Below are 14,665 nucleotides of genomic sequence, written 5' to 3' on the forward strand. Positions count from 1 at the left end.
CCCCACCCCCCCCCCCCCCCACCCCCCCCCCTCCCCTCCCCCTCCCCCCCCCCCCCCCCCCCCCCCCCCCCCCCCTCGCCCCCCCCCCCCCCCCCCCCCCCCCCCCCCCGCCCCGGCTTCGCGTTGCCCCGGCGCACTGGAAGGATAGGAGTTCAGGAAGTTCAGCCGGCCGGAAGAGGCCGGGCGGGGCCACGGGGGAATAGACCTAGATGCGCCCCGGGAGGCAAAGGGAGGAAGGACAGCCATGAGTGTCACGCTCGCCAAGGGTGGAAACGTCTCGCTCACCAAGGCCGCGCCGAATCTGACGCAGGTGCAGATCGGCCTCGGCTGGGATGCCCGCTCGACCACCGGGGCGCCGTTCGACCTCGACGCCAGCGCGCTGCTCTGCTCGGGAGGACGGGTGCTCGGCGACGAGTACTTCGTCTTCTACAACAACCTGAAGAGCCCCGAGGGCTCGGTCGAGCACCAGGGCGACAACCTCACCGGTGACGGCGAGGGCGACGACGAGGTCGTCCTGGTCAACCTGGACCTCGTCCCGCCGCAGGTCGACAAGGTGGCGTTCCCGGTGTCGATCTACGACGCCGAGTCGCGGACGCAGAACTTCGGCCAGGTGCGCAACGCCTACATCCGCGTGGTCAACTCCGTGGACGGACAGGAGATCGCGCGCTACGACCTCTCCGAGGACGCGTCCAGCGAGACCGCGATGATCTTCGGTGAGCTGTACCGCTACGCGGGGGAGTGGAAGTTCCGGGCAGTGGGCCAGGGGTACGCCTCGGGCCTGCGCGGTATTGCCCTCGATTTCGGCGTAAACGTACAGTAAAGGCGCGAAACTCGCCTGCTGCGCTTCGGCCGCAGGCGGCGCCATGAACTCGAAAGGTAACCAAGTCCCGTGTTCCTCCGCACATTCGGCTGGTCATTCGCGATCACCGTCATCGGGCTGATCGCAGCCGGCCTGCTCTGGGGAGCCGAGGGATTCGGCATTGTGCTGATCCTCTCCATCCTGGAGATCTCCCTGTCGTTCGACAACGCGGTGGTCAACGCCACGGTGTTGAAGCGGATGAACCCGTACTGGCAGAAGATCTTCCTCACCGTCGGTGTGCTGATCGCCGTCTTCGGTATGCGGCTGATCTTCCCGCTGCTGGTGGTCGGCCTCACCGCGCACCTCAACCCGGCGACGGTCATCGACCTCGCGCTCCACTCGGACGCGACGTACGAGGGCATGACGTACGCCCAGTACCTGGAGGCCGCCAACCCGGCCATCGCGGCCTTCGGTGGCGTCTTCCTGCTGATGATCTTCCTCGACTTCATCTTCGAGGAGAAGGACTACAACTGGCTGGCCTGGATCGAGCGTCCGCTGGAGAAGGTCGGCAAGCTGGAGGCCTTCTCGACGGTCGTCGCGCTGGTCACGCTGCTGCTGGCGTCCAACTTCTTCGCCGGTGAGCACGCCGAGACGGTGCTGCTCGCGGGTGTGCTCGGCCTGGTCACCTACCTCGTCGTGAACGGGCTCTCCTCGGTCTTCGAGGCGGGCCTGGAGGAAGAGGCCGAGGAGGAGGAGAGGGCCGAGAAGAGCGGCAAGTCCATCGTCCAGGTGGGCGGAAAGGCCGCGTTCTTCCTCTTCATGTACCTGGAGGTTCTGGACGCGTCGTTCTCCTTCGACGGCGTCGTCGGCGCGTTCGCGATTTCCAGCGACATCTTCCAGATCACCCTGGGCCTCGGCATCGGCGCGATGTACATCCGCTCGCTGACCGTCTTCCTGGTCCGCAAGGGCACCCTGGACGACTACGTCTACCTGGAGCACGGCGCGCACTACGCGATCGGCGCGCTCGCGGTGATCCTGATGGTCGGGATCAAGTACCACATTCCGGAGATCGTCACCGGCCTGATCGGCGTCGCCTTCATCGGTCTCGCCCTCGGTTCGTCGATCCTGCGCAACCGGCGCGAGTCCGCCGACGGCGACGGAGGCGAGGAACGGGAGCTGGTGAGCAGCGGCAAGTAACACCCCGGCCCAGTCCGGCCCGCAGCGCCCGGGTGGCGCTCGGACGGAAGCGGAACGGCCGCCCCCTTCGAGATGAAGAGGGCGGCCGTTCCGCGTGTTCGGGGCTCTTCCCCGCAGTGCTGGAGGCCTAGCCCAGCTGCTGCTCGATGGCGCGCAGCTTGCGCTCCAGCGAGTCCAGCTTGGGCATCGACAGCGTGTCGTCGTCGGCCGTCAGGTCGATGGCCGAGCTGCGGTACGACGAGGAGGAACTGCTGCTGCCGCTGCCCGTGCTGCGGTACGACGACTCGTCGGAGGAACCGTACGAGGAGGACGACCCGTAGGTGGAGGACGAGCCGTAGGAAGAGGACGAGCCGAGCGAGGAGGCCGAGCCGTACGCGGACGAGCCGAACGAGGAGGACGATCCGGTCGAGGAGGAGCCGACGGCGGCGCGCGGGCGGCGGCCGGCGTCCAGGGCGCTCATCGGGGCGTGCTCCAACGCGGACGAGGTGTTCTCGGAGGCGGCAGCGTCAGCGGCTAGGGCAGGCTCCGTAGCGCTCGGGCCGTCTCCGGCAGCGGTGAGCGCGGGCACCTGGCGGCCGCCGCGGGCCCGGGCGAGCATGCCGCCCTGGCGCGAGATGGCCTTGAGCTCGGCGCGCTCCCGGCGGTCGGCGCTGCGGGCACGCACCTTGGCGTCCAGCTTCGCCTGGCGCTCCTCGCGCACCTCCTCGACCGCCTCGTCCAGGCTGCGGACGTTCTCCAGCAGCATCAGCGACCAGGCGGCATAGGTCTCGCGGGGGGCGCGCAGCCAGCGGACGATGCGGATCTGCGGCAGCGGACGCGGGACGAGGCCCTGCTCGCGCAGTGCGGCCTTGCGGGTCTGCTTCAGCGCCCGGTCGAACAGGATCGCGGCCGAGATCGACATGCCGGAGAAGAACTGCGGGGCGCCGTCGTGCGACACGCCACGCGGGGCGTGCACCCAGTTGAACCACGCCGAGGCGATCGCGAACACCCAGACCAGCAGACGCGAACCGAGCGCCGCGTCACCGTGGCTGGCCTCGCGCACGGCGAGCACCGAGCAGAACATCGCCGCGCCGTCCAGGCCGAACGGGACGAGGTACTCCCAGCCGTTGGACAGGCCCAGGTTCTCCTTGCCGAAGCCCACCAGGCCGTGGAACGACAGCGCGGCCGCGACGCCGGCGCAGCAGAACAGCAGGACGTAGGAGGAGATCCCGTAGATCATCTCCTTGCGCCGGCGGCGCTCCTCGCTGCGCTCCCAGGAGTCGCCCGACTCCTCGGTCCTGCCGGTGTTCTTGAAGCGCAGCGTCGCCACCAGGATGGCGGTGAACAGCAGGGCTGCGCCGCCGATGACGGTCCAGACCAGCTGTATGGAGGTCAGGTTCATTGCGGGTCGGGCCTCGGGTTTCCGCAGGGGACAGGTCACAGTGGACACAGGCGGTCAGGTTCCGTCCCCGGGACCGGGCCTGACGGTGCGTCTTTGCTGTCGGCGCGTTCGCCTCACCCGGGCAAGGGGCGGGCGGGACACCTGTGCGGCTAGACGATATCGCGTCCGAAGGGGCGGCATGTTACGGGAGTCGGGGTTCCCCCCGCCAACCGACCCGCCGGTGCCGGCTGTCCGGGCGTGCCGGTTGTTCGTGGTGGCGGCCCTCCCGTGGCGGCGGCCGGTGTTCGGGGTATGGGGCTGGGTAGGGAGTCCGCCGGGTGGGAAGTCCGGCTTTCCGGCCGGCGGGCTGATGCCCGATCATGGAGCGGTGGACCGCCAGATCGACTGGCGGGACCAGGGGGAGGACTGGGATGGCCTCGATTTGGGAGTACCTGCGCGGGGAGCGGAACACCCTCGACCCGGGCGGGCAGCACAAGATCACGCTCACCAAGTCGACTCCGCAGCACGCGATCACCGGGGCCGCGGCCACCACCGGGTACCTCTACGTCAACCTGCACTGGACCACCCGGATAGGAGCTCCGCGGCCGTCCGGCCGGGACACCCTCAAGCGTTGGCTCAGCCCGCGCATCCTCAGCCCGATGGAGCCGGACTCCCAGCAGTCCGCGCAGCTCAACGTCGACCTCGACCTCGCCTGTCTGTACGAACTCTCCGACGGCAGCCGGGGCGTGGTGCAGCCGCTCGGCGGCTACTTCGGCGACCTCCAGCGCGCGCCCTACGTCAAACTCAGCGGGGACGACCAGTACGGGGCGCCGTCCGGCGAGACGATGTACGTCAACCTGGAGAAGAAGGACCAGTTCAAGCGGCTGCTCATCTTCGTCTACATCTACGACGGCACGCCCGCGTTCGAGCAGGCCAACGCGGTGGTGACGATCGTGCCGCAGACCGGCCCGCGGATCGAGATCAAGCTGGAGGAACGGGCGGCTGCGGCGCGCTCCTGCGCGGTGGTGCTGATCGAGAACACCGGGGACAACACGCTGACCGTCCGGCGCGAGGTGCGGTACGTCAACGGGTTCCAGGCGGACATCGACCGGCTGTACGGCTTCGGGATGCAGTGGCAGCGCGGGTACAAGAACGCTTCGGGGCCGGAGTAGTCGGAGCGGCGGGAGCAGTCGGGGGCGGTTGGGAGCGAGCGGGGGCGCTTGGGAGCAGTCCGGGGGCGGGCGGGGACGGCCGCGGGCGGTCGCGGGAGCGTGAGCGCCGGGAGGGTGGTACGTCGGGCGGCCCCGTGGGCGGCGGGCACGCCGTGGCGGGGGGCACGCCGTGGCGGGGGCACGCCGGGGTGGTCGGGCACGCCGGGGCGGCCCGCGGTGCCAGGGTGGCCGGGCCGGTCGGGGCGGTGGCCCCGGGCGGCCCGGCACGGTGCGGGCAGGATCAGCGCGGCTGGAACTGCGGGCCCTGTGGCGGCAGCGCGAACTCCTCGGCGGTGGCCGGAGGCTGGGCCTGCGGCTGCTGGGCCTGGGGTTGCTGGGGCTGCGGGCCGGTGTTCGGCGGGGGGTAGCCGTAGCCGCCGGCCTGCTGGGGCTGCTGCTGCGGGTAGCCGTAACCGGGGGGCGGTTGGTTCGGTGCCTGCTGGTTCGGTGCCTGGTGGGGCTGCGGGTAGGGCTGCTGCTGCGGGTAGCCGTACGCGGGGCGCGGCGCCTGGGGCGGGTAGCCGTAGCCGCCCTGCTGGTGCGGCGCGGGCTGCTGCGGGCCCGGCTGGGGGTAGCCGTACGCCGGCTGCGGGACCGGGGGGGCCTGCGGGACGGGCGGGGCGGTCGGCGGCATGGTGGGCGGGGCCGTCGGCGGCGGGGGAGTGTTGGCGGGAACGGACGGGGCCGTCCTCGGCGGCAGGGGCACGGCCGGGGCCAGGGTGAACGTGCCGGGCTCGGCCCGCGCGGCCGGGCGAGGGTCCGGTACGGCGGTGCGCGGGTCCACCGCGGGGGCGGCCGCGGCGACCGCGTCCGAGATCCCGGAGCTGCCGGCGTCGTCCTCGACGGTGATGCCGAAGTCGGTCGCCAGGCCGATCAGTCCGGAGGCGTACCCCTGGCCGACCGCCCGGAACTTCCAGGACCCGGCCCGCCGGTAGAGCTCGCCCGCGACCAGCGCGGTGACCTCGTCGGCCTCCGGCATCGCGAACTCGGCGAGTGCGGGTGCGCCGTCGCCGCCGGCGGCGTCGAAGAGCAGGACCCGCAGCCCGGTCACCGAGCGGAACGAACCGCCCTCGGAGGAGCCGGCCAGCACCACCCGGTCCACCTCGGGCGGCAGCTTGCCGAGCTCGGCCTCGATCGTGTCGGCGATCTCGGTGCCGCCGGCGGTCTGCTGCTTGGGCAGGTGGCGCACCAGCCCCGAGGGGTGGCGCGGCTGGTTGTAGAAGACGAAGTCGGCATCCGAACGGACCCTGCCGTCGGCGCCGAGCAGCAGTGCGGAAGCGTCCACGTCCGGCGCACCGGGCGTGGCGCTCCAGCGCAGCACGGCGCGGACCGCCGCCACCGGCAGTGCGATGTTGGCGCCCTTGGCCATCACGTGCGTCATAGCCGACCATCCTGCCTGTTCGCCACCCCTTCGGACAACGTGACCGAAGGTGGCGAAACGGTGGGACTTTGCCAACGCTTGCGCTTTGTGAAGCGGAGGGTAACCTTCCGAGAATTCGATGTTTCCGAGCTGCATTCGGCCGGAAGTCGTCCGTACGATAGGCGGCCAGAGGGCCCCGGGGGGTTCGGCAGGGGGTAATCAGACGCGCGGCGCCGGGAACCACGGCGCCCGGCGGGCCGGTTAACCACGGTGAGGCCCCGCACTCCGGGACGGGGTCCGACCGCCCCGCTCCGACCCCGGCACCCCGCATCCCCGCCCGATCCGCCGCCCGCCCCGCGCCTGACCGCCCCGGGCTCGCCCGAGCACCGCAGCGCGTACCCGTCCGAGCAGCCTGCCGCACACCCCCGAGCCCTTCGCACCCGCCCCAACCGGCGGCCGCAACCCCTGAGGAGAGCACCTTGCGCCATTTCGGCCACCTCGCCGACGACGTACGCGGCCGGCTCTTCCTCGAACAGCCCCGGGCCTTCACCCCGGAGAGCGACGCGGCCGTGCTCGCCACCGCGCTCGGCGCGACCCTGTACAGCCCGGCCACCAGGCCCACCCTGGGTGCGGACATCCGCAAGCAGGCGGCCCGGGGCGTGGTCTCGATGGTGCTCTGCCTGGAGGACTCGATCGCCGACCACGAGGTGACCGCCGCCGAGGCCAACCTGGTCGCGCAGCTCGGCGCGCTGTCCGGCGAGGCGTCGGGGACCCCTGAGAGCGCTCAGATCTCCACCGATTACACACGGGATCTGCCCCTTCTCTTCATCAGGGTGCGCGCGGCCTCCCAGATCACCGACCTCGCCGACCGGCTCGGCCCGGCGGTCGGACTGCTCACCGGTTTCGTGCTGCCGAAGTTCACCGACGAGAACGGCGGCGCGTACCTGGAGGCGCTCGCCGCCGCCGAGGCCGCCACCGGCCGGCGGCTGTTCGCCATGCCCGTCCTGGAGTCCCCCGAGCTCGCCCACCTGGAGACCCGGCGCGAGCAGCTCTTCGGCATCGCCCGGCTGCTCGACAAGTACCGCGAGCGCGTCCTCGCCGTCCGCCTCGGCGTCACCGACCTCTGCTCCGCGTACGGCCTGCGCCGCTCGCCCGACCTGACCGCGTACGACGTCGCCCTGGTCGCGGCGGTGATCGGGGACGTGGTCAACGTGCTCGGCCGGGCCGATGGCACCGGCTTCACCGTGACCGGGCCGGTGTGGGAGTACTTCCCCGTCCAGGAGCGGATGTTCAAACCGCAGCTGCGCCGCACCCCGTTCGCCGAGGCGGAGCCCTCCGGGGAGGCGGTCCGGCAGCGGATCATCGAGCACGACCTCGACGGCCTGATCCGCGAGCTCGAACTGGACCGGGCCAACGGCCTGCTCGGCAAGACCTGCATCCACCCCAGCCACGTCCCCGCCGTGCACGCCCTCGCGGTGGTCACCCACGAGGAGTACTCCGATGCCCGGGACATCCTCGACCAGGAGCGCGGCGGTGGCGGCGTCCTGCGCTCGGCGTACACCAACAAGATGAACGAGGCCAAGCCGCACCGGGCCTGGGCGGAGCGGGTGCTGCTGCGCGCCGAGGTGTTCGGGGTGGCCCGGGAGGACGTCAGCTTCGCGGAGCTGCTCTCGGCCTGCCTCTGCGGCTGAGGCCGGGGCCGGCGAACCGGACGGCTCGGCATCGACGCGGACGGCTCGGCACCGACCCGCACGACTTGGCACTGACCCGCAGTAACCCGGACGGCTCAGCACCGCCCAGCAGTAACCCGGACGGCTTGGCGCTGTCCCGCAGTAACCCGCACGACTCCGCACCATCGAAGGCAGGACCAGTAGTGACAGCACAGCAAGAGTGGACCGGCCGCTGGGTGGCCGACCGGGCCGGCGTCGGCCTGACCGGCTCCGACCGGCTCCCCGAGCTGGTCGGCCTGGCCCTGCGCGAGAACCGCAAGCGCGCCCACCTGCTGGTCTCCACCGTGCTCGGCAAGCACGTACCGCAGCGCCCGTCCGTCGTCCACGGAGCCGGCCTCGACCTCGGCCGCCGGGTGCGCGAGCTGCTCGGCGCGGACGCGGCCGCGCGCGCCGTCGTCCTCGGTTACGCCGAGACCGCGACCGGGCTCGGCCACAGCGTCGCCGACGGCCTGGACGCCCCCTACCTGCACTCCACCCGCCGTCCGGTCGACGGGGTGACCCCGGTCGGCGGCTTCGAGGAGGAGCACTCGCACGCCACCTCCCACCTGCTGCTGCCCGCCGACCCCGCGCTGCTCGCCGGCGACGGCCCGCTGGTGCTGGTCGACGACGAGTTCTCCACCGGCAACACCGTGCTCAACACCATCCGCGAGCTGCACGGCCGCAACCCGCGCGGCCACTACGTCGTGGTGGCCCTGGTCGACCTGCGCGACGAGGCCGACCGCCGCCGGCTGGCCGACACCGCCGCCGAACTCGGCACCCGGCTCGACCTGGTGTCCGCCGCCAGCGGCGGCGTCGAGCTGCCCGCCGACATCCTGGACCGTGCCGAGCGCCTGATCGCCGAGGCCGGCCCGGCACCGGCGCTGCCGCCCGCCGCGCACGCCCCGCTGGTCCGGGCCGCCCTGGACTGGCCCGAGGGTCTCCCGGACGGCGGCCGGCACGGCTTCACCTCCGAGCACCGCGGGCAGCTCGACGCCGCACTGCCGCAGCTGGCCTCCCAGCTCGCCGCGGCGCTGGAGCCGGTCGGGGACGGCGGACGGGTGCTCGTGCTCGGCTTCGAGGAGCTGATGTACGCGCCGCTGCGCCTGGCCGGCGCCCTCGCGGAGGTCCTGCCCGGCGGCGACGAGAGGGTCCGCTACTCCACCACCACCCGCTCGCCCGTCCTCGCGGTCGACGACCCCGGGTACGCCATCCGCACCCGGCTCGCCTTCCCCGCCCACGACGACCCGAGCGACTCCGCCTCGCGCGAGCGCTACGCGTACAACGTCGCCCCCGGCACCGACCCGGCCCGCCGCTTCGACGCCGTCGTCCTGGTGGTCGACGACGTCGCCGACACCCCGGCCCTGCACGAGGGCGAGCGGGCCCTGCTGACGCAGCTGCGCCAGGTCACCGACCGGGTCGTGCTCGCCGTCCTGCCCTCGCACCGGCCCTCGCACCGGCCCTCGGGGCGGTCCTCCACCCGTCTGCCGGGCCGCCTGCCCCGGCCGCTGTACGGCCCGGAGTTCTCCTCCTACCGCCCCGACGAGGTGGCCTGGCTGCTGAAGGACCTCTCCGACGTCCCGCTGGAGGCCCCCACCGAAGAGCGCGAGGAGGCCGTCCAGAACGGCGGCGCCCACTACGCCGAGTCGCTGCCGGTCGAGTACCAGCCCAGCCCCGCCTACCAGGAGCTGTTCCACCAGGCCCTGAGGGTCTCCGCCCGCCGGATCGCGCTCGCCGTCGGCACCGTCGCCGAGACGCTGGTGCGCGAACGCGGCCGCGGCCTGGTGCTCGCCTCGCTGGCCCGCGCCGGCACGCCGGTCGGCGTCCTGATCCGCCGCTGGCTCGCCTTCGCCCACGGTCTGGACACCCCGCACTACGCCGTCTCGATCGTCCGCGGCCGCGGCATCGACCCCGTCGCCCTGCGCTACCTGGACGCCCACCACCACGCCCCCGACGTGGTGTTCGTCGACGGCTGGACCGGCAAGGGCGCGATCACCCGCGAACTCGCCGGCGCCCTGGCCGGATCCGCGTTCAACCCCGAGCTGGCCGTCCTCGCCGACCCCGGCCGCTGCGTGCGGACCTACGGCACCCGCGACGACTTCCTGATCCCGTCCGCCTGCCTCAACTCCACCGTGTCCGGCCTGATTTCGCGCACCGTGCTGCGCGCCGACCTGATCGGCCCGGACGACTTCCACGGCGCCAAGCACTACACGGACCTGGCCGGCGGAGACGTTTCCGGGGCCTTCCTGGACACCGTCGCCGACCACTTCGCCGAAGTCCGGGAGGAGGCCGCCGGCGCCGCGGCCAGGCTCGCCGCCGAGGACCGCACGCCCGACTGGGCCGGCTGGGCCGCCGTCGAGCGGATCAGCGCCGACTACGGCATCGACGACGTCAACCTGGTCAAGCCCGGCGTCGGCGAGACCACCCGGGTCATGCTGCGCCGTGTCCCCTGGAGGGTGCTGGCCCGCCGCGGCACCGGCGCCGACCTCGACCACGTCCGCCTGCTCGCCGCCCAACGCGGCGTCCCCGTCGAGGAGGTGGACGACCTGCCGTACTCCTGCGTCGGCCTGATCCACCCCCGCTACAGTCGGGGAGCGACCGGCGCCTCCGGCACGGCCGTCCTGGTGAAGGAGTCCTGAGCCCGATGAGTCCCAGTGGTTTCCTGGTCGCGAGCGACCTCGACCGCACCCTGATCTACTCCAACCGCGCCCTCGCCCTGGACGTGCCCGACCGGCTCGCCCCGCGGCTGCTCTCGGTCGAGGTGCACGACGGCAAGGCGCTCTCGTTCATGACCGAGCAGGCCGCCGCGCTGCTGGTGGAGCTGGCCCGCGAGGCGCTCCTCGTCCCCGCCACCACGCGGACCAGGACCCAGTACGAGCGGGTCAACCTGCCCGGCCCGACGCCCGGTTGGATCCCGGCCTACGCGATCTGCAGCAACGGCGGCCGGCTGCTCGTGGACGGCGTGCCGGACGAGGACTGGCAGACCGAGGTGGCCGGCCGCCTGGCCGCCGCCTCGGTGCCGCTGGCCGAGGTGGTCGAGCACCTGGCGCTCTGCGCCGACCCTGAGTGGACCCACAAGCGGCGGGTCGCCGACGACCTCTTCGCCTATCTGGTCGTGGAGCGCGCCGAGCTGCCGGCCGGCTGGCTGGACGAACTCACCGGCTGGTGCGGCGAGCGCGGCTGGGCCGTCTCGCTGCAGGGCCGCAAGGTGTACGCGGTGCCGGCGCCGCTCAGCAAGAGCGCCGCGCTGGCCGAGGTCGAGCGGCGGGTCGGCGGGGCCACCGTGCTGGCGGCCGGCGACTCGCTGCTCGACGCCGACCTGCTGCTCGCCGCAGACGCGGCCTGGCGCCCCGGGCACGGCGAACTCGCGGACAGCGGCTGGACGGCCCCCGGCGTCACCGCCCTCGACCAGGTGGGCGTGGCGGCGGGGGAGGAGATCGTCCGTCAGTTCCTGGCCCGGGTCCGGGGCGCGGTGGACGTGGTCGGTTCGGTGGGCCCGGCGGGCCCGGTCGTCGCGGGCTGACGGTTGTGCCCGGTACCGGTGCCCCTGGTGTGGCTGCTGGCGCCGCCGGTACCGGTGCCCCTGGTACCGGTGCCCCTGGTGTCGGTGCCCCCGGTGCAGGTGTCAGCCGCAGCAGCCGCCGCCGCAGCAGCCGCCCCCGCCTCCGGACGGGGCCTGCTGCGCGGCGCCTCCGGAGGCCCCGCCGGTGACGGCGACGGCCGACAGCAGCTTCACGGTGTCCTCGTGTCCCTGCGGGCAGACCGCCGGGTCGTTGGCCTGCGCCATCGTGCGGCGGAGTTCGAAGGTGGCGCCGCAGGAGCGGCAGCGGAAGTCGTAGCGTGGCATACCCCGCAGGGTAGCCCGGTTCAGGCGGTGCGGCGCTTCTCCCGTACGTAGAGCTGCTTGCGCACCCGGGCCACCACCGAGCCGTCCGCCGCCAGGACCTCGGTGTCGAACCAGACCAGGGCCTTCTTGCCGTCCTGGGTGAGTTCGCGGATCTCGGCCAGCCGGTCATCGGTGAGCACGAACTCGGCGACGATGTCGCCGCGCCCGGGCGACACGAAGCTGATCTCGGCGGCGGCGTCCCAGACCACGTAGTCGCGCCCGAGGTTGTGCATGACCAGCAGCATCCAGAACGGGTCGGTCATCGCGAAGATCGACCCGCCGAAGTGCGTGCCCACGTAGTTGCGGTTCAGCCGCCCGAGCCGGAGCCGGACCGTCGTCCGCCGGAAGTCGTCGGAGAGGGCCAGCACCTTGATTCCGGCAAAGAGGAAAGGCGGCCAGAGGTTGATCCCGCGCCGGAACGTACGGGCAGAGACGTTGCGCTTTCGAGCCATGGCGCGACTCTAGCCCACAAAGTTACTCGCGGGTAACCGTCTGTTGTGCGCGGCGCTTGTCGCTGTCCCGGCCCTACTCTCCCGGCCCGCTGCCGCCCTGCCCCCTGCCTTCCTGGCCCTACCGTCCTCGTGCTTCCGACCGGCCGGCGGTCGTCCCCCGCGCGCTACCGGTGACCGCCGATGTCGCCGCGGATCAACTCGACCACCTTCGCCGCCGTCTCCCGCACCCCGGCCAGCTCGGTCAGGAAGTGCCAGTAGTCGGGGTGCCGGCCGGCCGCCTCCAGCTCCGCCACCGCGCGGTCGAGTCGCCCGACCGCCGCGTCCAGCGGAGCCGCGTGCCGAGGGTCCGGCGCCTGCCGACCCGCCATCGCCAGCCGCTGGGCGTCACGCAGGGCGAACCGGGTGCGCTCGATCTCCCGGTTCGGGTCGTGCTGCACCTCGTTCAGCTGCCGCAGCCGCTCGTTCACGGCGACCACCGAACCGTCCGCGGTGTCCAGCAGGGCGCGCACCGTACCGATCGCGCCCGTCGCGTCCGCCCAGCGCTGCTCGTCACGCGCCCGCGCCGCCTCCATGAGCTTCTGCTCCGCCGCGTGCCCGGCCGCCGCCACCTGGTCCGGCACCCGCTGGAGGTCCTGCCAGCACGAGGTGGAGAACCTCCGGCGCAACTCGCTCAGCGCCGGTTCCACCGTGGCGGCCTTGGTCTCCAGCGCCTGGATCCTGGTCCGCAGGCTGGCCACCCGCCGGTCGATCTCCCGCGCCCGCTCCGGCAGGTGCGAGGCATCCGCCGCGACCGCCTCGGCCCGCTCCTTCACCTGCTCCGCGCGCTGCAACGTCGCCGCCACCCCGTGCCGGGCCGCGCCCTCGTTCAGCCGGCCCAGCTCCGGCGCCAGCTCGGCCAGCCGGGCCGCCAGATCGTCCGCCTTCAGGCCCGCCCCGCGCACGGCCTCCAGCGCGTTGGTCGCCGCGAGCAGCGCCCGCTTCGCCTGCTCCACCGCGGGCGTGACCCGCATCAGCTGCGACTCGGCGTGCTGCAACACCGGCTGCAGCCGCTGCAGGAACCCGTTCAGCTCCGCCAGCGCCTGCCCGAGCTGCCCCTGCACGTCCTCCAACTGGCGCCGGGCCCGGGCCGCCGCCCCGGACTCCAGCTCCTCCGCGTCCAGGTCGTGCGCGTCCAGCGCCGCCAGGTAGTTCACGGTCACCTGGTCGACCCGGCCGGAGATCGCCTCGAAGTCCGCCGCCGCCTGCCGAGCCGTCGCACCGTCCTCCGCCGCGCGCACCGTCTCCACGGCCAGCCGCACCTCGCGCTGGGTCGAGTCCAGCTCGTAGAACGCCTGCTGCGCCGCGTCCCGGGCCGTCTTGGCGTCCGCCCGCACGCCCTCGCCGCCGCGCCGCCCCCACCAGCCGCCGCCGCGCCCGGCACCGGCACTTCCGAACGCCGCCGCCCCGGCCGCCCCCAGCGCACCCGCCACCACGAGCGGCAACACCAGCGCCTCGGCCGCCGCGCTCCCCGGCCGCCGCCCCCGCCTGTCCCCGCCGGCCACCCTCACTGCGCGCTCCCTGCTCCGACCGCTGATCCACCGCCCATTCTTCCCGATCGCCCCACCCGACCGGCACCCCACCCGTCCCACTCCCCGACCACGTGCACCACACCACCTCCCGGACCAGGTACCCTAGGCAGTCGTCGTTGCCCGAACCGGGCCACGGCCGGGGGCGCGTAGCTCAGTGGTAGAGCGCTGCTCTTACAAAGCAGATGTCGGCGGTTCGAAACCGTCCGCGCCCACCCCTCGAACAGGCAAGACTGAGGCTGCGGCCCAGGCCGGGACTACTGTCCCGGCCTGGGCCGCAGTCGTGTACGTATTGAACCTGTAGCCGCTCTGAGGCTGCCTGCCGTCTGGCTGGTGAGAGCCGCCTCCTGAATTCCTCCCAAATGATCATGCCGTTTCCGCTGGTCACGGTACGGATGACAGAGAAGCGCCCCCGGCTGACTGTCATGGCCGGGCGCATCAGGCGGGGGAGGAGAAGGGTGAGCCCGCGGAGAGCCGCAGCGGGGCGTCGAATGGTTCGCGGTGGCACGTGGCTGCCGAAGGAGCGGCACCACTCCTCGACCATGACCAGGGCCGCGCCCTCGAACTCCGGGATGTCCACCCGGACCACCCCGGTCTTGCAGTCCAGCCAGGCAACCGAGTCACCACGGGCGCCGGCCTTGTTCACGTAGAGCCGTTCCCTGCCCGGCACCCGCCATGGCTTGAGCACCAGGTCAGTCATGTTGCCCCCTCCCGCGTGTCCTCCCTGACACGGGATCAGCATGCCCACGCACCGATCGGCAGGAACGCGGCGATCCCAGGAGCAGGGCGGTTCGGCCAGTAGGCCGGAGAGCAGGACAGGGATGAGGGGGAGGAGGGGTGCGTGAAACTCTTCTCCACGGGTTCAAGGGCGTGCGTTGCGCGCCAGGGCGAGGTATTTGCCGCCCGCCTCGCCCCTGCCTTCGCCCCGGGGCGGGCGGCGGCCGGCCCCGCCAGGCGTCGGACCGAAATGGAGGGGTACAGGCCACTGCCGGCCGTGGCTGGTGACGGGCTCCCCCGCGGCTTTACCCACCTCCCTGGCTCGGGGACCGCACCGAGCAAGGCCGGGGGGGCCACTCGGCCAAATTGCGGTCAGGCCCGGAAGCACTGACGGAGTCGCAGAAGCTTACGG

Annotated in this window: 11 protein-coding genes and 1 tRNA gene; 7 read left to right on the forward strand and 5 right to left on the reverse strand. The window is 72.8% G+C overall.

Annotated features, from left to right (window positions below; translation table 11 throughout):
• Positions 1 to 244 precede the first annotated feature (244 nt).
• Together ACZ5WK_RS05725 and ACZ5WK_RS05730 are read left to right on the forward strand one after the other, a co-directional pair.
• Positions 245 to 820, forward strand: a complete 576-nt coding sequence (locus tag ACZ5WK_RS05725; RefSeq protein ID WP_465545315.1) for a TerD family protein — start codon at positions 245 to 247, stop codon at positions 818 to 820.
• 69 nt (positions 821 to 889) lie between these two features.
• Entirely contained in the window at positions 890 to 1,996 is a 1,107-nt protein-coding gene (locus ACZ5WK_RS05730) for a DUF475 domain-containing protein (protein ID WP_465545317.1), read from the forward strand.
• Between the two features lie 127 nt (positions 1,997 to 2,123).
• On the opposite strand, the gene ACZ5WK_RS05735 is transcribed toward ACZ5WK_RS05730, so the two are convergent.
• Positions 2,124 to 3,377 carry a DUF2637 domain-containing protein gene (locus ACZ5WK_RS05735; protein WP_465545319.1) on the reverse strand — a complete coding sequence of 418 codons (1,254 nt, stop codon included), beginning with the start codon at positions 3,375 to 3,377 and terminating at the stop codon, positions 2,124 to 2,126.
• A 410-nt stretch (positions 3,378 to 3,787) separates the two neighbouring features.
• Here ACZ5WK_RS05735 and ACZ5WK_RS05740 point away from each other — a divergent pair, with 410 nt between their 5' ends.
• Positions 3,788 to 4,528, forward strand: a complete 741-nt coding sequence (locus tag ACZ5WK_RS05740) for a Tellurium resistance (RefSeq protein WP_465545321.1) — start codon at positions 3,788 to 3,790, stop codon at positions 4,526 to 4,528.
• A 280-nt stretch (positions 4,529 to 4,808) separates the two neighbouring features.
• Here the strand turns inward: ACZ5WK_RS05740 and ACZ5WK_RS05745 are convergent, their stop codons facing one another.
• A complete protein-coding gene (locus ACZ5WK_RS05745) occupies positions 4,809 to 5,948 on the reverse strand; it encodes a TerD family protein (RefSeq protein ID WP_465545323.1) in 1,140 nt (379 codons plus the stop codon).
• Between the two features lie 458 nt (positions 5,949 to 6,406).
• On the opposite strand from ACZ5WK_RS05745, the gene ACZ5WK_RS05750 reads away from it, so the two are divergent.
• The 3 genes from ACZ5WK_RS05750 (at position 6,407) to ACZ5WK_RS05760 (ending at position 11,156) form a co-directional block, all read left to right on the forward strand.
• On the forward strand, positions 6,407 to 7,618 hold the full coding sequence (locus ACZ5WK_RS05750; protein WP_465545325.1) for an HpcH/HpaI aldolase/citrate lyase family protein: 1,212 nt from the start codon (positions 6,407 to 6,409) through the stop codon (positions 7,616 to 7,618).
• A gap of 182 nt (positions 7,619 to 7,800) precedes the next feature.
• Positions 7,801 to 10,272, forward strand: a complete 2,472-nt coding sequence (locus ACZ5WK_RS05755) for a phosphoribosyltransferase (RefSeq protein WP_465545327.1) — start codon at positions 7,801 to 7,803, stop codon at positions 10,270 to 10,272.
• 5 nt (positions 10,273 to 10,277) lie between these two features.
• A complete protein-coding gene (locus tag ACZ5WK_RS05760; RefSeq protein ID WP_465545329.1) occupies positions 10,278 to 11,156 on the forward strand; it encodes an HAD family hydrolase in 879 nt (292 codons plus the stop codon).
• Positions 11,157 to 11,258: 102 nt separating this feature from the next.
• On the opposite strand, the gene ACZ5WK_RS05765 is transcribed toward ACZ5WK_RS05760, so the two are convergent.
• The 3 genes from ACZ5WK_RS05765 to ACZ5WK_RS05775 all read right to left on the reverse strand — a co-directional run bounded on the left by ACZ5WK_RS05765 (position 11,259) and on the right by ACZ5WK_RS05775 (position 13,518).
• Complete coding sequence (locus ACZ5WK_RS05765) at positions 11,259 to 11,480, reverse strand: FmdB family zinc ribbon protein (RefSeq protein WP_329487465.1); 222 nt, start codon at positions 11,478 to 11,480, stop codon at positions 11,259 to 11,261.
• Between the two features lie 20 nt (positions 11,481 to 11,500).
• Positions 11,501 to 11,971 carry a DUF4442 domain-containing protein gene (locus tag ACZ5WK_RS05770; protein WP_396319590.1) on the reverse strand — a complete coding sequence of 157 codons (471 nt, stop codon included), beginning with the start codon at positions 11,969 to 11,971 and terminating at the stop codon, positions 11,501 to 11,503.
• Positions 11,972 to 12,135: 164 nt separating this feature from the next.
• Complete coding sequence (locus ACZ5WK_RS05775) at positions 12,136 to 13,518, reverse strand: coiled-coil domain-containing protein (protein WP_465545332.1); 1,383 nt, start codon at positions 13,516 to 13,518, stop codon at positions 12,136 to 12,138.
• A 161-nt stretch (positions 13,519 to 13,679) separates the two neighbouring features.
• Between ACZ5WK_RS05775 and ACZ5WK_RS05780 the strand changes: the two genes are divergently transcribed.
• Positions 13,680 to 13,751: transfer RNA gene (locus ACZ5WK_RS05780), tRNA-Val, on the forward strand.
• Positions 13,752 to 14,665 lie beyond the last annotated feature (914 nt).

This window comes from Kitasatospora sp. NPDC032757 (assembly GCF_055579305.1).

Coding starts and splice junctions, on each gene's coding strand:
- ACZ5WK_RS05765 (WP_329487465.1), bottom strand. CDS start 11,480: ATGCCACGCTACGACTTCCGCTGCCGCTCCTGCGGCGCCACCTTCGAA.
- ACZ5WK_RS05745 (WP_465545323.1), bottom strand. CDS start 5,948: ATGACGCACGTGATGGCCAAGGGCGCCAACATCGCACTGCCGGTGGCG.
- ACZ5WK_RS05740 (WP_465545321.1), top strand. CDS start 3,788: ATGGCCTCGATTTGGGAGTACCTGCGCGGGGAGCGGAACACCCTCGAC.
- ACZ5WK_RS05725 (WP_465545315.1), top strand. CDS start 245: ATGAGTGTCACGCTCGCCAAGGGTGGAAACGTCTCGCTCACCAAGGCC.
- ACZ5WK_RS05770 (WP_396319590.1), bottom strand. CDS start 11,971: ATGGCTCGAAAGCGCAACGTCTCTGCCCGTACGTTCCGGCGCGGGATC.
- ACZ5WK_RS05735 (WP_465545319.1), bottom strand. CDS start 3,377: ATGAACCTGACCTCCATACAGCTGGTCTGGACCGTCATCGGCGGCGCA.
- ACZ5WK_RS05760 (WP_465545329.1), top strand. CDS start 10,278: ATGAGTCCCAGTGGTTTCCTGGTCGCGAGCGACCTCGACCGCACCCTG.